Raw genomic sequence first — 19524 nt, 5'->3', positions numbered from 1 at the left:
CCGCCGCGAGCGCCGCCAGCGCCTCGCCCTCCGGTTCCGGCAGCGCCGCCCGGCCCAGCCGCGCCAGCCGCTCCGCGACGTCCGCCTCCTCCAGCCAGGGGCGGCGGGCGCGGGGAGGAAAGGCGAGGTCGCAATCCTCGGTGGCGATCGTCAGGTTGCGGCTGTAGAACGGGTCCTCTTCAATCGCGCTTTCCCAGCGCGCCTCCATATAGCCGCGTTCGACCCGCTGCGCCTCCCGCTGCTCGACCGTGACGTCCAGGCCGCGGCTGGCCGATTCCAGATGATAGAGGGCGGCGAAGGGCGTGTAGACGACCTTGCGCCCCGCTTCCCGGACGCGCAGGCACAGGTCGACGTCGTTGTAGCTGACGGCGAGGTTGTCCTCGTCGAAGCCGCCGATCGCCTGGAACAGCCCCTTGGGCATCAGCAGCGCGGCCGCCGTCACCGCGGACACTTCACGAACGAGCTGCGGGTGACCGAAATAGCCGATCGAGTCGCCGGGGAAGTGGCGGTGGCCGTGGGCGGCGACGCCGTACACGCCCATCGTGATGCCCGCGTGCTGCAGCGTCCCGCTGGCGTAGAGGAGCCGCGTGCCGACCGCGCCGACGCCCGGCCGCAGGACCTGGCTGACCATCTCGGAAAGCCAGTCGGGCGATATCGTCTCGATGTCGTTGTTGAGGAAGCAGACGAGGTCGCCCGCGGCCTGCGCGACCGCCAGGTTGTTCAGCCGGGAATAGTTGAACGGCCCGTCGTCGCGCAGGACACCCACGCGCGGATGCCGGGCGATCGTCTCGAAATAGTCCAGCGACTCCGCCTTGATGCTGCCGTTGTCCACGATGACGACGTCGAGGTGCGGATAGTCCGTGCGCTCCAGCAGACCCTCGACGCAGTTCCTGACCAGCTCCACCCGGTCGCGGGTCGGGATGATGATCGTGACCGACGGCGGCGTGGTCGGCAGGGGACGCCGGATCCGCCACCATCCCGGGAAGTACGGGATCGCCTCCACCTCGCTGTCGGGCTCCGCGTCGGCGAAATACTCCACCATCGCCTGCCGGGCGGTGTTGACGGAGTTCGACGGATTGTTGCTGGAAAAGGTGCGCACGCCCTCGAAGATGCGCCAGTGGTACAGGACGTGCGGGATATGCCGGATCCGCTCGGACGAGGTCAGCCGCAGGATCCGCAGCATCAGGTCGTAGTCCTGGCTGCCGTCGAAGCCGGCGCGGAAGCCGCCCACCGCGCGGACCAGCGCCGTCCGGTAGACGCCGAGATGCGCGACGCAGTTCTGCGAATAGAACAGCTCCTGGTTCCAGTCGTTCTTGAAATAGGGATCGTGCCGCCGGCCGTGCTGGTCGATCTTGTCCTCGTCGGTGTAGATGACGTCCGTGTCGGGGAAACGGTCGAGCTCGGTCGCGATCAGGTACAGCGCGTGCGGGGGGAGTTCGTCGTCATGGTCCATCAGGGCGACGAACGCGCCGGTGACGAGTTCCAGCGCGGAGTTCGACGCGCGCGAGATGTGGCCGTTCCGCGTCCTGAAGACGACCTTGATCCGGTCGTCCCGCGCCGCATACTCGCGCAGGATGGCTCGGGTTTCCTCGCTTGGCGAGCAGTCCTCCGCGATGCACAGTTCCCAATTGGGGTAGATCTGGTCGATCACCGTATCGAGCGCGCGCCTCAGGAAGCGGGGGTCGGGATCGTACACCGGCATCAGCACGGAGATCAGCGGAGTGTCCGTCAACCGGCCGATCGCCTCGCCGATGAGGACGCGGTCGACCCGCCCGATCCGGTCGTATAGGTCGCACCACGTCTCGTAATCCACCCGGCGGCCCGCGTTGGGCAGGCGGGACAGGAGACGCCCGGCGAAGAGCGATGCCGGCGAGAAGGCGAGCCGCGGCGCCGAGAAGGCGATGCCCGCCATGTCGGTCGGGTCGAGCCGCATCTCCGATACGTCGTCGGGCAGGTGGACCAGCTGCTGCGAGCACCCCTTTCCGCTCAGCGACGCCAGCTGGATCGGCGTCACGCCCGCGCCGCTCCACAGGTAGAGGATCGGTCTGGCGATGGTGTCCACCACGTCCATCTCGACCGTCACGACCGTCCACCCGCGCGGGAACGCCCGGCCGCCCATCGCGACGTGGAACTGTGGGTCGTTGCCCGTGGACCGGAACATGCCGTCCCGTTCTTCGAGGTGCTGGAGCGGCTGGAGCCCGGTCGACACCGCGTCCGGCCCGGCGTCGGGCGGCATGTCCTGGCGGCGCGCGACGGCGTAGCTCGCCTCGTCGGCCGCACCCAGCGGCAGCAATTCGACCCTGGGCAGGGAGAGCGTGACGTTCCTCGTGTCCCCGGGCGCGAACCGGAGCGACCGCACGCCGGCGGGCAGTACGAGGTGGTGTTCGCACGATACCCCCGGCTCCAGGCTGCCGAACCGGTATGCGCACAGGGCATGGCCGGCATCGTCCAGGGCGTACAGCGCCGCGTCGACCGCCTGGTCCGCCTCATCCACCCCGAGCGTCAGCCTGACGACGCCTTCGGGGAAGCCGGCGGCATCGGGGCCGGCGGGCTCGACCGCGAACCGCGGCGCGTCGCCGGTCGTCCTGAACCGGTCCCCGACCGCCTCCAGCTGGTCGAGCGGCCGCACCCTGTGGGCGGCGTCGGGATCGCGGCGCGCCTGCATCGCGCCGGGGTCGCCGATGGGATCGGCGGGGCAGGGCAGGAAGACCCGATCGTCGGCCGGCATCGGTGCGGCCTGGAAGGTGACGGCGCCGAAGCGGACGCCCGCACGGGCGGCCGGGTCGAACCGCAGCCGGGACACCTGGTCGGGCAGGCGAACCAGCACGCGGATCGCGCCGGACCGCGCGGCGATGTCCGGCAACCGGATCGCGACGACCTCGTCTTCCGTCCAGGCGTAGAGGACCGGGTCGAGGGGCGTGTCGACGCCCTCTACCTGGAGGTCGATCCACGTCCAGCCGCCCAGGACGCCGCCGGCGCCGACGACGTCGAACTGGGGATCCTCGTCCGTGGAGACGAACGCGCCGTCCGCGAGGATCGCCAGGTCCTGCAGTGGTCGCAGGGCGAAGGACCGCGTCGTGGGATCCGTCCCGTCGTCCGCCGCGGGTTCCTCGCCCACGAACGCCACCCCCCGCGCGGCGGGAACGAACAGCTGGCCTTCCAGCCCGCCGCCGCCCGGCCCCGCCCCGCCCAGCCAGCCGACCCGGTTCAGGCGGAACGTCACGCCGGCGTGGCCGGTCGGGTCGAGGCGCAGCTGGACGATGCCCGCGGGGAGGGGGAGCAGGCATCGCACCTCCCCCTCCCCCTCGATCAGGGGAAAGGTGAACGGCTTCACCGTCGCGCCATGCTCGCCGTGGAAGGCATAGACGACCGGCCGGATCGGCGCCGCCGGCGCGGTCGCCGAGATCGAGACCAGGGTCCAGCCCGCCGGAAAGGCGCGGCCGTCGGGATCGAGATCGATCTGCGCGTCGTCCGACATCGTGACGTAGTTGCCGTCGGCATCGACCTTCAGATCGACTTTGGGCCGTGCGACCAGGCCCATGTCGCCGTGCCTGACATCGAGCGCGCGGCGGCGCGACCGCCCGTCGTCCGGTTGCGCGGCAAAGGCCTTCAGATAGGCGCCGCGGGCAGCGACGGGGCCGGTGAGGGCGGCGATCGCGTCGCCGTGCCGGACGAGCTCGACCGGGTCGTCGGACCGATCCGCCAGCTCCCCATGAAGCCGCATTGCCCGGCGTGGATCGCCCCTTTCCGCAGCGCGGCGCGCGCGGCGCAGCGCGAGGAAGTCGCGAATGCCGGACGGCATCAGGCCCCTGGCCGGCCGGCGCCGCACGCTGCCGCGCAACCAGGACGAGGCGAGCACGATGTCCGCCTGCCTGCCCGGCTCGATCCCCGCCGCGTCCAGCCGCGTGCCGAGGCCCGGCAGGCCGGGATCGATCGCGAACGCCGTCTCCAGCGCCGCCCCCGCCTCCTCGTGGCGACCCGTTTCGGCCAGCGTCCGCGCCAGGCCGTACAGCGCGGCCGCATCGTTCCGGTCGAGGCCGACCGCCCGGCGCCACGCGACCTCCGCGGCGGCATGTTCGCCCACCACCTCCAGGCTGGCGGCGTAGCGACGCCACGCCCTCCGGTCCAGTGGACGCAGCAGCGCGGCGAGCCGGAGCAGCACCTCGCCGCGAGGGTGCTCGCCCCGCGCCATCGCCGCCGTCCCGCCGGACGTCAGTCGCCGGAACAGGCCCGTTTGCGAGGTGTCGCCCCTCAGCATGTACGCAAACAGCGCGAGCTCGGCGCTTTCGTGTCGGTGCCGGACGATCGCCGCCTCGAGCCGGTCCCGCTCGTCCCGGTCGGCCTGCGCCCGTGCTTGCGCGGCGAGGTGCAGGTCCCCGACCTGCCGTTCGAGCCGGGCGCGCTGCTCTTCCAGCTCGGCGCGCTGCCGCTCGCCGGCGGCAAGGTCGAGGCGCGCGCGCTCGATCTGCGCCTCGCGCTCGTCGGCGACGCGCTGCCCGTCGGCATGGAAACGGTCCATGTCGGCGAGCCGTTCGAGCAGGCTCGCATTCTCCTTGCGCAACCGGTCGGTCTCGGCGGCGGGGGCGACGGCCCGCTCGGTCGAACTATGGCGCATGTCCAGACTCCTCAGCCACGCGGCTGCCGGCCACACTTGATGAAGGGCCACGGCACAGTATGCAGCGCAACACCGACGGCCGCTAGCCATGCAGTCGGGTAGAACGCGATGATCAGGAGCCCGCCCGGGCGCTCCCGATCAGATCGGCCGCCTCGGCCAGGTCGCGGACGACCGGGCGCCCGTGCGCGCGCGCCCACGCGACGTGCTGCGCGCCGTGGCCGCTCGCCACCAGTATGCCGGACGCTCCGATCGCGTCCGCCAGCTCGACGTCCGACCGCTTGTCGCCGACCACCCACGATCCAGCGAGCGCGAGGCCCAGCTCGGCCGCCGCGCGGTGCGCCAGACCGGGTCGCGGCTTCCGGCACCCGCACCCGTCGGATGGCGCATGCGGACAGACGTACCAGCCATCGATCGCCACGCCCCGGCCGGCGAGAAGGTCGGCGACGCGACGGTTCACGGCCTCGGCCGCCGCCAGGTCGAAGTAACCGCGCGCGATGCCCGACTGGTTCGTGAGGACGACCAGCCGGAAGCCGGCCGCGGACAGCGCGCGCAGGCCGCGCGCGGCACCGACCTCCAGCGCCACCCCGGCGGGATCGCTCAGATAGTCGCGCTCGACGATGATCGTGCCGTCGCGATCCAGGAAGACGACCGGATCGCCGCTCATCGCGCGCCGCTCACCGGCCGCCACTCACGCGCCGCGTCCGACAGGCGTCAGCGATAGCGGTCGGCCCGAGCGAGATAGCTGCCCGCATAGTCGGAGATGCCCTCCTCGAGCGTGGTGAACGTCGCGTCCATGCCCGCCGCGCGCAGCTTCGTCATGTCCGCCTGGGTGAAATACTGGTAGCGGTCGCGGATCGCGGGCGGCATGTCGACGAACTCGACGTCCACCGCCACGTTCACCGCCCGCCCCATCGCCCGCGCGATGTCGAGGAAGGAGCGGGCCTGCCCCGATCCGACGTTGAAGATCCCGCTGCACGCCGGATGATCGAGCAGCCAGGCGACGGTCCTGGTGCAGTCCTTCACGTAGACGAAGTCCCGCCGCTGATCGCCGTCGGCGATCCCGTCCCGGTGCGACCGGAACAGCGTCACCCGGCCATCGCGCCGTACCTGGTCGAACATCTTGCAGGCGACCGACATCATGTCGCCCTTGTGATACTCGTTGGGGCCGTAGACGTTGAAGAACTTGAGGCCGGCCCATTGGGGCGGCGCCGGCTTGCCGTCGGCGACGCGGCGGCAAAGAAGGATGTCGGTGGCCTTCTTGCTCCACCCATAGGCGTTGAGGGGCTCCAGGGCCGCCATCGCCTCGACGTCGTCGTCGTCGACAAAGCCCGTCTCGATGCCGCCATAGGTCGCCGCCGACGACGCATAGACGAAGGGCACGCCCCGCCCGGCGCACCAGTCCCACAGCCGGACGGTGAAGTTGATGTTGTTGGCGACCAGCCGGTCGACGTCGCGCTCGGTGGTCGCGGATATCGCGCCCATGTGGACGACGGCCGTCACGTCGCGTCCGTTGTCGTCCAGCCACGCATCCAGATGCTCCGGGAGCACGAACGCCTCCACCCGGCGCCTGGCGAGGTTGCGCCAGCGTTCGTCCTCCCCGAACCGGTCGACCACCGCGACCGGCCCCTTGCCCCGTTCCTCGAGGTCGGCGACGATGTTCGATCCGATGAAGCCGGCTGCGCCCGTCACGACGATCATGCCCCGACCTCCGCAGGCCGGGCGGCGCGGGCGATCAATCCGGTGGTGCTGCGCCCCGGCACGAGGTCGAACGTCACCACCCTGCCACCCCGCTTCCGCACGATGTCGTATCCGACGATGTCCTCCACGGCATAATCCGCTCCCTTGACCAGCACATCGGGCTGCAACTCCTCGATCAGCGCGCGGGGCGTATCTTGCGCGAAGAGGACGACCGCGTCGACGAAGCCGAACGCGCCCAGCAGGCGGGCGCGGTCCCCTTCCGGGCTGACCGGCCGCGAGGGACCTTTCAGGCGAGTCACGGAGGCGTCCGCGTTCACGCCCACGATCAGCCGGTCGCACTGCGCGCGCGCGAACTCGAGGAGGCCGACATGGCCGACGTGCAGGATATCGAAGCAGCCGTTGGTGAACCCCACCGTCAGGCCCTCGCGCTCCCACTGCCGGCGCAGCGCGGCCGCGCCGGCCACGGACATCACCTTGCGCTCGCTCGGCGAGCCCGGGTCCCGGTCCGGGCGCACCAGTTCGTCGGCCAGTTCCGATCGGCTCGCCGTCGCCGTTCCGTGCTTGCCGACGACGATGCCCGCGGCGGTGTTGGCGATCCGCGCCGCCGGCTCGAGCGCCAGACCCGCGCCTAGGCAGAGGGCCAGCGTCGCGACCACGGTGTCGCCGGCGCCCACCACGTCGAACACCTCGCGGGCGGTGGTGGGCACATGGACCACGGCGCCGTCCGCGGTGACGAGGGTCATGCCCCGTTCGGACCGGGTCAGCAGGATCGAGTGGATGCCGGCGATGGCCAGCACTCTGGTTGCAGCCCGCGCCGCATCCTCGTCGGTGTCGATGTCGATGTCCGTGGCGATGCCCGCCTCCCGGGCGTTGGGCGTGACGACGGTGGCGCCGGCATAGCGGGAGAGCTGCGCCGACTTGGGATCGACCACGACCGGCACGCCCGCATCGGTCGCCGCGTCGATCGCACCCCGGATCACCGTGTCGGTCAGGACGCCCTTGGCATAGTCCGAAAGCACGAGGACATGGTGGTCGGCGATCCGGTCGCGGACCGCCGCAACCAGCGCGCGCGCTGTCTCGCCGCAGACTTCGCCCGGCTCTTCGCGATCGGCGCGCAACAGCGTCTGCCCGCTCGCGACGAAGCGGATCTTCTCGATCGTCAGGCGTCCGTCGTCGGTCACCAGCACCGGATCGATCCGGCCGCAGGCCGACAGCATCGAGCCCAGTTCCGCCCCGGCCGCGTCCCGGCCGACCGCGCCCACCAGCGTGCAGCGCCCACCCAGCGCCGAGACGTTGCGCCCGACGTTGGCGGCCCCTCCCGGTACGCTGTGCGTGTCGTCGATCCGGATGATCGGCACCGGACCCTCCGGCGAGATGCGCTCCACGCGGCCGTTGACGAACCGGTCGATCATCACGTCGCCGATGCAAAGCACCCTGATCGCCGCGAAATCGGGAAGATCCATCGTCGCCCTCCGCTCAGTTGTCCGCGAGCCGGCCGCCGACCGTCCCGGCGACGCCATCCCGCATTTCGATCAGCGGCACCAGACCCGTGACGATGTGGTAGAGCGACGACGCCGGCGACGGCTCGTCGATCCAGCGGCCGTTCCGGTCGATCCGGTCCCGCCACAATCCCCGGATGGGCACGTCGAGGAACCGGCGCACCGCGCGCAGGCTGTCGGCCGCCGCGACCAGCGCGGCGTCGGCAGGGGGCAGGGCGGGGGCGAGGACCAGCATCGCCCGCAACCGCTCCGTCTGCGCCCACAGCCGGGCCGAACCGTCCGCCAGCGTTCCGTCGGCCGCGACCGCGGACACGGCCAGTCCGTCACGGACACCATGGGTCGTGCCGAAGCGCAACAGGCGCTCCCAGGCCTGGCAATGGTCGCGGCCCAGAACCTGCCCGGCGCGGTGGAGCAGGAACGCCCACTCGAACTGGTGGCCCGGTTCGCGCAGGTGGCCCATGCCGTTGTGGAAGCGCCAGTCGCCGTCGTACGACTCGCCGATCGCGCCGGTGGCGGCGTCGATCAGGTGATCGAGGCACAGGTCGACGATCGCGTCCGCCCGGCGTTCGAAGCAACTTCCGCCGCCCGCCTCCACCCACGCGAGCAGCGCCTCGAGCAGGTGCATGTGCGGATTGGATCGCAGCGGAACCGTGCGGGGACGCGCCTCCTCGAAGCCGAAGCGGGGATGGCCGAGCCGCTCCTCCAGCCGCGTCAGCAACGCCTCCGCCTCCGCCAGCAATCCGGCCGGACGGCCCAGCGCCGCATAGCCGGCGGCCAGGGCGAACAGCACGAACGCCTGGTCGTACAGATCCGGGGCGTCGGCGACGGGCACGCCGTCCCGCGTCACCGATGCCCGGAACAGACCGTCCGGACGCCGGAACCTGCCGAGCATGAAGTCGAGGCCGTGGTCGACCGCGTCGCGCCACGGCCCGTCCCACCCCAGGCGGCCGGCCTCCGCGAAGACGAACGCCTGGCGCGCCTGAACGCGCAATCGCTTGGGCAGATCGACCGGCGCCCCCTGCAGGTCCAGCTTGTCGAACCACCCTCCCCGGTCGCGGTCCGCTCCGCGGTCGTACCACAGCGGCAAGGCGGCGCGGAGCCAGTCGCGCGCCCAGGTGCGGCCCGCCGCCAGGTCGTGCCGGACGGCATCGCCGCTATCGGCGCGAGCGGGAGGCGGGCGATCGTCGGAGCGGCTCGTCATCAGGCGTTGCCACGCCGTCCCACGGTCGACATCCAGTCGAACGTGCGCGCAAGGCCGATCCGGAGCGGCGTCCGTGCTCTCCATCCCAGTTCCTCCGCGGCACGATGCACGTCGAGCACGTTGACCGGCACGTCTATGGCCCGGCCGGGCTGGTGACGACGCTCGATGGTCCGGCCGGTCACGCCCTCGACGAGCGTCACCAGCGCGTTGAGACTGGTGCCAACACCGCTGCCGATGTTGAAGACGCGACCGCTCCCTTCATGGACGGCGAGCCCCGCCAGCGCCCCGGCGAGGTCCTCGACATAGAAATAGTCGCGCATCACGGTCCCGTCGCCCCTGATCGTGAAGGGCTCCCCCGTGAGCGTGCAGTGGAGCAGCGCGGCGACCGCGCCCTGACCAGTCCCGTATCGCTGGTGCGGTCCGAACGGATTGCTGACCCGTGCGATGCCATAGCGCAGGCCGTGGAGATGCTGGTAGACGCCCAGATACCGCTCGATCGTCATCTTGCTGACGCCATAGGAGCATGTCGGCCACTGGTGCGCCGTTTCGGGGATCGGGATCTGTCCGGGCGAGCCATAGACCGTGCCGCCCGAGGACACGAACACGATCCTGCCGAACGAACCCGCCACACCCGCATCCAGGAGGTGCAGCGTGTTGACCACATTGGCTTCGACATCGCCGACCCGGTCGGCCTCCGCGCGGGCCGGCGTGCTGCCAACGAGGTGGAACACGGCGTCGCAGCCCTCGATCGCCGCCAGGAGGGCGGGACGGTCCGTGAACTCGCCGGGCACATGGCGAACTTCGGCGTCATGCGCGCCAAGCGGGGGAGGCCTTCCATAGCTCGTGACCCGCCAGTCCGCCCGTACGAGGTGGTTGGCCAGGTTCACGCCGATGAACCCGCCCCCGCCCACGATGCAGCACCGACGCATGATCCTCGATTCTCCGATTGTCGCCGTTGGGGCGCTGATGTAAAAATATCAATCGATACGGGCCGAAAGCAAGGGCGGGCCGAAAAGCCGAGGTATGCGCAGCTTGACGACGCCGATTCCCACCGCCGCCGACACCGGTCCGATATCGCTAGGGCTGCCCGAAGTCCGACCGTCCCGACGCTGACCGTTCCGGGGCACGGTGTCGTGCCCGATCATCGTCGCTCCCCTCCAGGTCCCGGCGCCGCGCACCGCGCGCGTCGCCCAGGCTGACCCACCAAGGCTCCCGTTCATGGTTTCCGATTGCAATCCCGCGTTTCCCCACGACTCGAGGGCGGAGGCGGCCCATATCGCCGTCATCCTCGACGGCGGGCTGTTCGATGCCCGCGCCTATGCGAAGCGGACCGGGCTCGACGGGTCCGACGCGGAAGCGGCGGCGCACTATCTGGACCACGGTGAGCGGGATGGCGTGGCGCCGTCCGGGAACTTCGATCCCGCCTTCTACGCCGCGATCTACGCGGACGTCGCCCATGGTGGCGGGAACCTGCTGGTGCATTATCTCGCCTATGGTCGCCACGAGGGCCGCTATGCCACGCTGGCGGCCCTGAAGAGGCACGCGGACATGCTGCGTCGCAGCCGCAAGGTGAAGCTGCATCGCCCGGCCGACGCGCGCGCGTCCAGTCCGGTGGAGGGCCTAACCCTTCTTGAATACAACCTGGCCGGCGGCTGGCGCGGAGGCGCCGGCATCCTGGAAGGCTTCGACGACCGCTTCTATCACGGCGCGTACGAGGATGTCCGCAGGGACGGGCTGCCGCCGGCCGTCCACTACCTGCTCGTCGGCTACGACGAGGGACGGGTGGCGCGGTCCGAGCAGGTCGAGGATCTGGCGGCCATGCTGCGGCCGCATTTCGACGAGGCCTATTACCGCGGCCAGCAGCCGGACCTTCCCGCCGCAAGCGACCCGCTCGTCGACTATATCGTGACCGGCCGCCATCGCGGGCTGGATCCGTCGCCCGACTTCTCCGAGGAGTCCTATCTGGCGCGATATCCGGACGTCGCCGCCGCCGACGTGGATCCCTATCTCCATTTCATCCGGATGGGCCGCGCCGAGGGGCGTTCCGGCACCGCGGGTCCGTTCACGCTGGAGCCGGGCGACCAGCCCCACGACGCGAACCGACCGACCATCGTGGTCGCATCGCACGAGTCGTCGCGCACTGGCGCACCGCTCGTCGCGCTCGGCGTCGCGCAGGAACTGGCCAGGGACAACAACCTCATCATCCTCACCGGCCGGCCGGGTCCGCTGTCGACCGACTTCAGGGCGCTGGCCACGCAGCTGGGCACGGGCATGCTGACGGGCCGCGGGTACGAGCGGCTGTTCAGGGAGCTGAGCAATGCGGGCGACCTCGACGGCGCGGTGCTGAACTCCGCGGAGACCTTCCATGTCGTGGAGGGCGCCCTGCACGCAGGCGTTCCCAGCGTCGCGCTCGTTCACGAGTTCGCCGAATATTCGGATTTGAGGGTCCGGCGCGTCGTCGGCGCCGCCGACCGCGTCGTCTTTCCCGCCAGCGTCGTCCGGGAATCCGCCTTCAAGGAGGTGTCGCCGATCGGCCGGCCCAACAACACGTCGATCAGGCACCAGGGCGTTCTCGCCGGATTGCCTGCCGATCCCGACGCGTCCGACCTGACCGACGACGATCTCGACACGCTGGTCGGCCGCAGGGGATCGGCCAGGATCGTGCTGGGCGCCGGCCAGGTCCAGATCCGCAAGGGCGTGGACCTGTTCGTCCAGACCGCCAGCGACGTCCGCCATCGCTACGCAGGCGATTTCAGGTTCGTCTGGGTGGGCAGCCACTATGACCCGCTTCGCGACCTCGGCTACTCGCTCTACGTGCGAGAGACGCTGGAACGCCTCGGCCTGCAGGACGTGGTGACGTTCGTCCCGGCGCAGGCGAACCTCGACGCGATGTTCGGGCGCGCGGACGTGTTCTATCTCCCGTCGCGGCTGGACCCGTTCCCGAACGTCGCGCTCGACGCTTTCGGAGCGGGGCTGCCGGTCGTCTGCTTCGACCGCGCCACCGGCATCGCGGAGGAGATCGCCGCCGGCCGCGCAACCGGCGCCGCCGTCGAATACGGCAGCTCGGGCGCCGCGGCGGACGCGATCGTCGCCTATTTCGGCAAGCCGAAGGGCGTCGCGGACGCGAACAGGCGGCTGATCGAGGACGAGTACGGGCTCGCGGACTATTCCGCCTTCATCCTCGACAGGCTGGCCGAGGCCCGCGGACTGGCCCGGGAGACCGATCGCGTCGTCTCGGCGCTGGACGGGGCGGCCGTCTTCAACGCAGGGTTCCACGAAGGCGGGCGCCGTTCGATCGGACTGGGCGACCGCCCCTTGCGCCGGTACGTCGCGGGAGGGCTGAAGGGGCTGAGCGACCGCAATCCCCGGCCGGGCTTCAGCGACAACCTCTATCGATCGCGCCACCGCCTGCATCCCGGTGAAGGCGTGGTTCCGCTGTTCGACGCGCTTTCCCGGGGCGAGATCGAGCCGACGACGCACGAATGCCACCTCCTCGAGGACGAGGCGCCGCTCACCCCCTTCAGGGGCAGGACCGCCCTCCACCTCCATCTGCACTATTCCGATCTCGCCTTCGACTTCGCGCGCCGCCTCGCCAACGCCGTGACCTGCATGGACATCATCGTCACGACCGACAGCGATAAGAAGCGGCGCGAGATCGAATACGCCTTCACTGACTATCGGCGCGGGGACGTGCGGGTCCACCTCCTGCCCAATCGCGGGCGCGACATGGGTCCGCTGATGACCGGCATCCGGGACGTGCTGCGCGACGGCGGGTATGAGGTGATCGGCCATCTGCACGGCAAGAAGGGCCTGACCGTCCTCAACGAGCCTACCGACACGGGGAACCGCTGGCGCGAGCACATGGTCGGCCTGCTGATGGGCGATGGCCGGCGCATGGACCAGGTGGTGTCGCTCTTCAACGATGCGTCGACCGGCCTCGTCTTCGCGGAGGACAGCAACGCCAGGGGATGGACCGAGAACCTACCGCTCGCGGAGACGCTGGCGGCCCGGATGACGCCCGTTCCCCTCCTGCCGGCCTTTCCCTATTTTCCCCTGGGCGCGATGTTCTGGGCGCGGGCGCAGGCACTGGAGCCGTTCTGGTCGCTGGACCTGACGATGGCGGACCTGCCGGCCGAGCCGCTGCCCCGCGACGGAACGATCCTCCACGCGATGGAGCGCATGCTGCCGGCCGTGTGCGAGGGGGCGGGCCTGCGGTGGTGCACCGTCCACGCTCGCGGCGCCGGCTGGTGATCGTCGCTTGCGAGGTAGCTGCTGCTCTTCCGCGGTATCGGACGACGGTTTTCGGGGAAGTATCCGGTGCCGATCGTGGCATTATTCACACACGCCGGATGGATATGGCCATCACACGCAACGTAATCGCCTTCGCGCCGTTACCCGATCCCTGAGTATATCGGCGAAAGAAAAGACCATGCGTCACCCCTTTGCTTTGCCGGCGCTTGCCGGCCTGATCGTTGCCGCTCCCGCGTTCGCCCAGGCCGCGCCCGCGCCCGCGCCCGCGCCCGCGCCTGCCCAGGACATGGCTGCGCCCGCGCCCGCCCAGGATGCGCCCGCGCCCGCCTCGCAGGACGGCACGATCCCGACCCCGCCCGCTCGTCCCATCGCCGATACGCTGCGCGGCTTCCGGATCGAGGGTAATGCCGGTGGCGACAGGTTCCGGTCGCAGGGGCAGCATCGCGACAAGTTCGGCTATGGCGCCACGATCGGCTTCGACGGGCTGATCGGGGACCGCATCGTCGTCGGACCCGAGGCGTCCTACTGGCGAGCCAACAACTATACGGAGATCTGCACCCCGGGCGGGGGCGGCGGGACGCTGTGCAACAAGTCGTTCGACGAATACAGCGTCGGCGTCCGCGCGGGCCTGTTGCTCGCGCCGCAACTCCTGATATTCGGCAAGGGCGGCTATGTCCTCAACGAACAGCGCAAGCGTTTCACCGCGCCGACGCCCCAGGCCAGCTATTACGACCATTACAATACCGAGGGGTATCAGGTCGGCGGTGGCGTCGAGCTGTCGATGGCGGATCGCTTCAAGGGTCCGCTCGCGGGCCTCTACGTCAACGCGCAGTACGTCTATTCCGACTATTACGACCATAGCTCGCGCCAGCGGGTGATGGGTGGTATCGGCATCCACTTCAAATGATGCAAGCTGGCGCCGGTGGCTCGCCATCGGCGCCGGTCCTGCCGATCCCGCCGATCGGCGCCGGGTGGATGGGACGGGTTGTCAGATGAAGACTCGTGCGGCGATCGCGGCGCTTTTCCTGATCGTGCTGGTCGACGTCGCGGTCGCGGTGTCGATGCCCGGTGTGTGGCTGGTGCCCGCCGCGCTGGCCGGGTGGTTCCTTGCGGACCTGATGTCGGGCGTCGTCCATATGGTCATGGACTATCGCCCGTCGCCGCCCGACGTCGGCCTAGACCGGCTGTATGCCTATGAAGGCTCGCGCGAGTCCGGCGAGTATCTTGCCATGCGCCGCGCAGCGTTCGCGCGGCTGACGCCGATCCAGCGGATCACCTACGACTTCAAGAACCACCATCCCCGGCCCGACGCGCTCGGCCGCCGCCCGATGCTGACTCAGGTCGGCGCGACGGTGTCGTTCACGACGCTGCCCTTCGCGCTGGTCGCCAACGGCGCGCTGGCGCTGGCGGGCTGGTCCGCGCCCGCGGCGGCGATGCTGGCGAGCTTCCTGATCGGCGCAACCTTCGCGCAATATTTCCACGGTACGCTTCACCGGGCGGCTAATCCGTGGCCGGTCCTGCTCATGCGGCGGTTGCGGTTGCTGATGCGGCCGGAGGATCATCGCCACCACCACGACACGCTGGCGCAGGACTTCAGCACGATCAACGGCTGGTCGAACCCGATCCTGAATGCCGTGTTCCGCCTGGCGCACCGGTACGGATGGCTGCGCGACGAGGGGCTGGTACCCCGCTAGGCGGCCGATCCCCCCCCCCGCGGGTTCGGGGAGGGCACCCGGACTATCGGGCGACGGCCACGACCAGGCAGTTGTCATAGACGTTGGCCGCATGGTCGATGTCGATCGACAGGCCCGGCAATCCCTGTCGCGCGATCAGGTCCAGATAGGCGTCCAGGTCTTCCTTCATCACGTCCTCGATGATGTAATAGCCGCCACTCCGCACCTTGCCGATCGATTGGGCGAACGTGGTCCGGGCCGCCTCCAGGGTATGCAGCCCGTCGTCCAGGAAGAAGTCCAGTTCGATGCCGGGCAGCTTCGTCCACAGGGCGTCGAAGGTATCGGGGATGGTCTGGTCGACGAAGAAGGTGTCGATGCGATCCTCCGCGAAGAGGATGCGCGCGTCGACATCGGCGCCATAGACCCGGGCGTTGGCAAAATAGTCGCGCCAGCCGCGCAGCGACGCGCCCGGCGTACCGTGCCGGCCCATGTTCGACGGCGTGTCCTCGTTGTTGGTGCCAAGGCCCAGCTCGAACAGCGCGGCGGTCGATTCCTCCCGGTCCATGAACAGCGACTGGTAGAACGGCGTATAGGTATGCCAGCCGATCCCCTTGTCGCTGCCGTGCCCCGCCATCAGCCGGCACAGGTCGGTCGCCCAGACCGAATGCCGGCGCGTCCACAGATACCGGGCGACCACCGGCTCGAACACGGCCGCCCCGTCGTTGCAGTATCGGACCCGGGCCGGGGCCGCGCCCGTCGCGTCAGGCGCGCTCAGGAGGGGTGCGACCTTCTCCGTATAGGTCAGCTGCGCCGCGATGCCGGCCGCGCGACCGATCGAGAAGAACGCCTCCGACCCTGCCAGCGGGATCGACAGCGCGGCCTCCGTCGCCACCAGGCCCGGCAGGCAGGCTTCGGGCGCAGGCTCCATGTCGACGATCCACACGTCGTCCCACAGCCGGGTGGCGCCCCATTTGCGCAGCTCGGCGCGCGCCGCCGCGGCCTGCTGAGGCAGTCGCCCCGAAAAGCTCACGAGATACAATGCCATGATGGTGCGTCCGGGCTGTGCGGCGGGTCGCCGGCGGGCGGTGGCGGCCACGCCCGTCCGGCTCACCGCGGCGCAATCGGTCCGGCCGCGGCGAACCGGCGGAAGACATCCTCATAGAGGTCGACATACTGGCCGGTAAGCCCGTCCATGTCGTAACGGCCGCCCAGGACGCCCGCTCCCGACCCGAGCCGTTTCCTCAGTCCCTCGTCGACGAGCCGGTGCATCGCCTTTGCGAACCGCCTGTCGAAACGGCCGGCGAACCATCGGTCGAGGCGGCCGTCCTCCACGACGACGCCGCCGGTCGTCCCGCCGTTCCGGAGCATCGACGCGATCTCGCCCACGTCCGTGGCGATGACCGGGACGGCTGCCTGCAACGCCTGGATGATGCAGAGCGGAAAGGACTCGCCTGCGAACCTGGTGGGGACGATCGCCACGTCCGTCATCCTGTAGAGGCCGTGGATGCGCAGCTGGAAGCCCAGGAAGCTGATGGACCGGTCGTCGGCGTGCAGCGGCCCCAGCCGGTCCGGCTCTTCCCCTTCGCCCACCAGACACAGGTGCATCGCGCGGTGCGGGTTTCGCTTCCGGACCGCCTTGAAGGCGTCGATCGCGGTCGACCATCCCTTTTCCCTGATCCCGCGGGCGACGAGCGTGAACACGACCGCGTCCTGCGCGATGCCCATCTCCGCCCTGGTCAGGGAGAAAGGAGCCTCGTCGACCGGCATCGCGTTGATCATCTTGACCAGCCGCCCGGGCTGCACGCCATGACGCAGCAGCGGCTTCAGGTTCTTGTCCGCGGTATAGATGAACAGGTCGACGTTGCGCACGATCCTGGCGATCACGCTCTCGGGCAGGTCGCTGCTGCTCGATGCCTCGTACGAGCCGTGCAGCGTCGCGACGTACGGGACGGGCAGGACGGAGGCGCAGCGATCGAAGAAGAACATCTCGCCCACGACGCCATGCGAATGGATGAGGGTGCAACCGATGTCGCGGACGAACCGCTCGCACCCGTGTTCGAGCACCCAGTCGGCCTCGTAGATCGACACGCCCGGATCGAGCGTGGCCCGCATCTCGGCGTTCACGTCGTCGGTCTTGAAGATCATCATCGACACGATGATCCCCCGGCCGGCGAGCGCGTTGGCCAGCTGGATCGGGAAGTTCTCCGCCCCGCCGGCGAAGATGCCATGCGTCACGATGAGGATGTGGCGCCTCGTCCGCGCGGTCCCGGCCGGCGGTGCGGCGTCGTCGGCGTGGGGATCGTTCCAGAACGACCGGATCTCGCCCGTCAGGCGCGCCACGTCGTCGTCGAGATCGCCGTTCCCGACCGGCGACGCCTCCGATGCTGACGGCACGTACACCAGCGCATCGCGGACCGACGCGATCTGCCCGCCCGACGCCATGTGCAGGTACAGGTGCCAGTGCCCGAGGTGGCGGTACTCGCCGGCCTGGCGCCAGACGTCGCCGGCGAGCGTCCTGCGACGCCACAGGAAGCCGTGCCGGACCCCGGCGAGCGCGCCGGGTGTCAGATTGTCGAAGAACCAGGTCGCGGCGGGGCTCGTCACATGCCGTTTCCAGCCGGCCATCCGCAGCGGCGACATCTCCTGGCCGATCGCGTCGCCTTCCTCCAGGAGGCGGCCAAAGCCCAGCTGGACGCTTCCGTCTGCGAAGCTGGACGTCAGGCGGGCGAGGAAGTCCCCGTCGTATCGGCCCTGTCCCCCGACGAACCAGATCAGCTCGCCGTCCGCATGGTCGACCGCGCGCCGGAGCGACATCCACGGCGGGGAGGCGCCGTCGTCCGCCAGGTGGCGGATCGCCTTGACCCCTCCGCCGTCCGGCGAGTCATCCAGGACCGACCGGCAGGCATCGGGCAGCGGTGCGCCAACGATCAGGACGGTCAGATCGCGATGGGATTGCCGGACGACCGTGGCGAGGCAGTCGGGCGAGAGCGGATCGTCCCCCGTGTTGACCAGGATCGCCGTGACGGAGGGAGCGTAGGGCCGGTTCCTGAAATTGCTGCTGGACGAAGCGCCCGTCCGCCCCTCCGCCTGTCCGAACAGGACCCAGTGCAGGAAAGGGTTCATCCCGCATTCCGCGATGTCCGGGTAGCGGAGCAGATAGGCGTTGGTCGAGAAGTCCGGCGATGGATCGCGGCGCTCCCGCCATCCCGCGGTCATGTAGTGGATGAATGCGTCCAGCCCCGCCGCCTCGACGTCCGGGTAGCTGTAGAGATACCAGGCGGTGTCGAAATGCTCGCAGAGGAGCTGCACGTCCGCGGGGGGAAGGGCGAGGAACAGATCGCGCAGCGGGTGCTCGCCCACCGTGTCGAACAGGAAGTGCAGGAACGGGACCTGTTGCGTCCCCAGAAGCTCGGGATGGGCGGCGACGTACCGTGACGCCCGGAACGACAGGGTGGCGTTGCCCGCGTCCGTCCTGCCCGAGCTGACGTGTTCCGCCGCCGGCAGGCCGCCGTCGGGGCCGGGCGCGTTGGCACGGTAATAGTCGATGCCGAACATGCGGATCAGGACGGCCTGCTGGCTGGCGGTCAGGCTTTCCCACCCGCCAAGCAGGAGGGGCGAGGCGTGGGCGCCCGACCGCCCCTCCGCGACGCCGTACAGCAGCCAGTGGCGGAACGGGTTCGTGCCATGGTCCCGGACGTCGGGATAACGCTCCAGATAGGAGGCCGTTGAGAACTGCGGCGAGGGGTCCCGCTCCTCCCGCCATCCCCAGGTCATGTAGTGGACGAACGGATCCTCGCCCGCCGCCGCCACGTCGGGATAGCGGTTCAGGTACCAGTCCGCGTCGAAGCCGGAACGCACCCGGTCGAACTCGGCGTCGGTCAGCCCGCCAAGGGCGTGAGCCAGGGCATCGTCCGCCGGCCCGGCGGACAAGCGACGAACGAACGGCACGTTGTTCATGACCACCCCCCACGAATCGTGTCGGGATAGCGTAGAACCGGCCATGCCGCGACCGCCTTCAAGGCGTCGGGACGGCACTCGGAGCCATACATCCTCGGGGCCATACCGGGGGCTGGGGAGAAGCGATGAGTGGGTCCGCCGGGGTTCGAACCCGGGACCTGGCGATTAAAAGTCGCATGCTCTACCGACTGAGCTACAGACCCACGATCGCCTTCGGGCCTAGGGCCGGGCCGGCGCCCGGTCAACCGTCCGCCTCGCCCGGGCCGCCCGCGACCGCGCCGCCAACTGGCGCATCGTCCGTCCTGTCCGCGGATCGCGCCAGCCCGGAACGAGCATGGCGAGGGGGGCGAGCACGAAGTCGCGGTCCCGAAAAGCCGGATGGGGTATCGCAAGGCCAGGCGAGCGCCAGCGGCCGCCCGACCACAGCACGATGTCGAGATCGATCACCCGCGCGCCCCAGCGGCGCCCGCGCCGGCGCCCGAACGCCCGCTCCATCGCCTTCAGCCGCGCAAGCAGCTCGGGCGGCGCGACGTCGCTCTCGATCAGCGCCACGGCGTTGGCGAACCGGCGGATCGACGGACCCAGCGGGGCGCTCGCGACGATCGGCGAGGCGCGCTCCGGGTCCAGCGC

The 19524-nt window shown here is 70.1% G+C and carries 12 protein-coding genes and 1 tRNA gene; 3 read left to right on the top strand and 10 right to left on the bottom strand.

Annotated features, from left to right (window positions below):
• From HUV01_RS02935 to HUV01_RS02910, 6 genes are all read right to left on the bottom strand, one after another.
• Positions 1 to 4615: glycosyltransferase (locus tag HUV01_RS02935; protein ID WP_174296825.1), on the bottom strand; the 4615-nt coding region annotated here is incomplete at its 3' end.
• Positions 4616 to 4727: 112 nt separating this feature from the next.
• Positions 4728 to 5279, bottom strand: a complete 552-nt coding sequence (locus tag HUV01_RS02930; RefSeq protein ID WP_174296824.1) for a D-glycero-alpha-D-manno-heptose-1,7-bisphosphate 7-phosphatase — start codon at positions 5277 to 5279, stop codon at positions 4728 to 4730.
• A gap of 47 nt (positions 5280 to 5326) precedes the next feature.
• Positions 5327 to 6313, bottom strand: a complete 987-nt coding sequence (gene rfaD / locus HUV01_RS02925) for an ADP-glyceromanno-heptose 6-epimerase (RefSeq protein ID WP_174296823.1) — start codon at positions 6311 to 6313, stop codon at positions 5327 to 5329.
• Positions 6310 to 7776, bottom strand: coding sequence for a D-glycero-beta-D-manno-heptose-7-phosphate kinase (gene rfaE1, locus HUV01_RS02920; RefSeq protein WP_174296822.1), 1467 nt, complete (start codon positions 7774 to 7776; stop codon positions 6310 to 6312). Before rfaE1 ends, rfaD begins: the two co-directional genes overlap by 4 nt.
• Before the next feature lie 13 nt (positions 7777 to 7789).
• Entirely contained in the window at positions 7790 to 9013 is a 1224-nt protein-coding gene (locus tag HUV01_RS02915) for an AGE family epimerase/isomerase (RefSeq protein WP_254606338.1), read from the bottom strand.
• Positions 9013 to 9942 (bottom strand): NAD-dependent epimerase/dehydratase family protein, encoded by a 930-nt coding sequence (locus HUV01_RS02910; RefSeq protein WP_174296821.1) that lies wholly within the window; start codon positions 9940 to 9942, stop codon positions 9013 to 9015. Before HUV01_RS02910 ends, HUV01_RS02915 begins: the two co-directional genes overlap by 1 nt.
• Positions 9943 to 10231: 289 nt before the next feature.
• Here HUV01_RS02910 and HUV01_RS02905 point away from each other — a divergent pair, with 289 nt between their 5' ends.
• The 3 genes from HUV01_RS02905 to HUV01_RS02895 all read left to right on the top strand — a co-directional run bounded on the left by HUV01_RS02905 (position 10232) and on the right by HUV01_RS02895 (position 14958).
• Entirely contained in the window at positions 10232 to 13264 is a 3033-nt protein-coding gene (locus HUV01_RS02905) for a rhamnan synthesis F family protein (protein WP_174296820.1), read from the top strand.
• Between the two features lie 178 nt (positions 13265 to 13442).
• Positions 13443 to 14171 carry an outer membrane protein gene (locus HUV01_RS02900; protein WP_254606337.1) on the top strand — a complete coding sequence of 243 codons (729 nt, stop codon included), beginning with the start codon at positions 13443 to 13445 and terminating at the stop codon, positions 14169 to 14171.
• Positions 14172 to 14256: 85 nt separating this feature from the next.
• Entirely contained in the window at positions 14257 to 14958 is a 702-nt protein-coding gene (locus tag HUV01_RS02895) for a fatty acid desaturase CarF family protein (RefSeq protein WP_174296819.1), read from the top strand.
• Positions 14959 to 15001: 43 nt separating this feature from the next.
• On the opposite strand, the gene HUV01_RS02890 is transcribed toward HUV01_RS02895, so the two are convergent.
• The 4 genes from HUV01_RS02890 to folK form a co-directional block, all read right to left on the bottom strand.
• Positions 15002 to 15982, bottom strand: a complete 981-nt coding sequence (locus HUV01_RS02890) for a hypothetical protein (RefSeq protein WP_174296818.1) — start codon at positions 15980 to 15982, stop codon at positions 15002 to 15004.
• Positions 15983 to 16044: 62 nt separating this feature from the next.
• Positions 16045 to 18894 carry a glycosyltransferase family 4 protein gene (locus tag HUV01_RS02885; RefSeq protein WP_174296817.1) on the bottom strand — a complete coding sequence of 950 codons (2850 nt, stop codon included), beginning with the start codon at positions 18892 to 18894 and terminating at the stop codon, positions 16045 to 16047.
• A 130-nt stretch (positions 18895 to 19024) separates the two neighbouring features.
• Positions 19025 to 19097 (bottom strand) — tRNA-Lys (locus HUV01_RS02880).
• A gap of 16 nt (positions 19098 to 19113) precedes the next feature.
• Positions 19114 to 19521 (bottom strand): 2-amino-4-hydroxy-6-hydroxymethyldihydropteridine diphosphokinase, encoded by a 408-nt coding sequence (gene folK / locus HUV01_RS02875; RefSeq protein WP_174296826.1) that lies wholly within the window; start codon positions 19519 to 19521, stop codon positions 19114 to 19116.
• Positions 19522 to 19524: the final 3 nt, after the last annotated feature.

It is taken from the genome of Sphingomonas bacterium, assembly GCF_903643035.1.
Lineage (GTDB): Bacteria > Pseudomonadota > Alphaproteobacteria > Sphingomonadales > Sphingomonadaceae > Sphingomonas.
This window is presented reverse-complemented; position numbering and strand designations above follow the sequence as displayed.

Coding starts and splice junctions, on each gene's coding strand:
- HUV01_RS02930 (WP_174296824.1), bottom strand. CDS start 5,279: ATGAGCGGCGATCCGGTCGTCTTCCTGGATCGCGACGGCACGATCATC.
- rfaD (WP_174296823.1), bottom strand. CDS start 6,313: ATGATCGTCGTGACGGGCGCAGCCGGCTTCATCGGATCGAACATCGTC.
- rfaE1 (WP_174296822.1), bottom strand. CDS start 7,776: ATGGATCTTCCCGATTTCGCGGCGATCAGGGTGCTTTGCATCGGCGAC.
- HUV01_RS02915 (WP_254606338.1), bottom strand. CDS start 9,013: ATGACGAGCCGCTCCGACGATCGCCCGCCTCCCGCTCGCGCCGATAGC.
- HUV01_RS02910 (WP_174296821.1), bottom strand. CDS start 9,942: ATGCGTCGGTGCTGCATCGTGGGCGGGGGCGGGTTCATCGGCGTGAAC.
- HUV01_RS02905 (WP_174296820.1), top strand. CDS start 10,232: ATGGTTTCCGATTGCAATCCCGCGTTTCCCCACGACTCGAGGGCGGAG.
- HUV01_RS02900 (WP_254606337.1), top strand. CDS start 13,443: ATGCGTCACCCCTTTGCTTTGCCGGCGCTTGCCGGCCTGATCGTTGCC.
- HUV01_RS02895 (WP_174296819.1), top strand. CDS start 14,257: ATGAAGACTCGTGCGGCGATCGCGGCGCTTTTCCTGATCGTGCTGGTC.
- HUV01_RS02890 (WP_174296818.1), bottom strand. CDS start 15,982: ATGGCATTGTATCTCGTGAGCTTTTCGGGGCGACTGCCTCAGCAGGCC.
- HUV01_RS02885 (WP_174296817.1), bottom strand. CDS start 18,894: ATGAACAACGTGCCGTTCGTTCGTCGCTTGTCCGCCGGGCCGGCGGAC.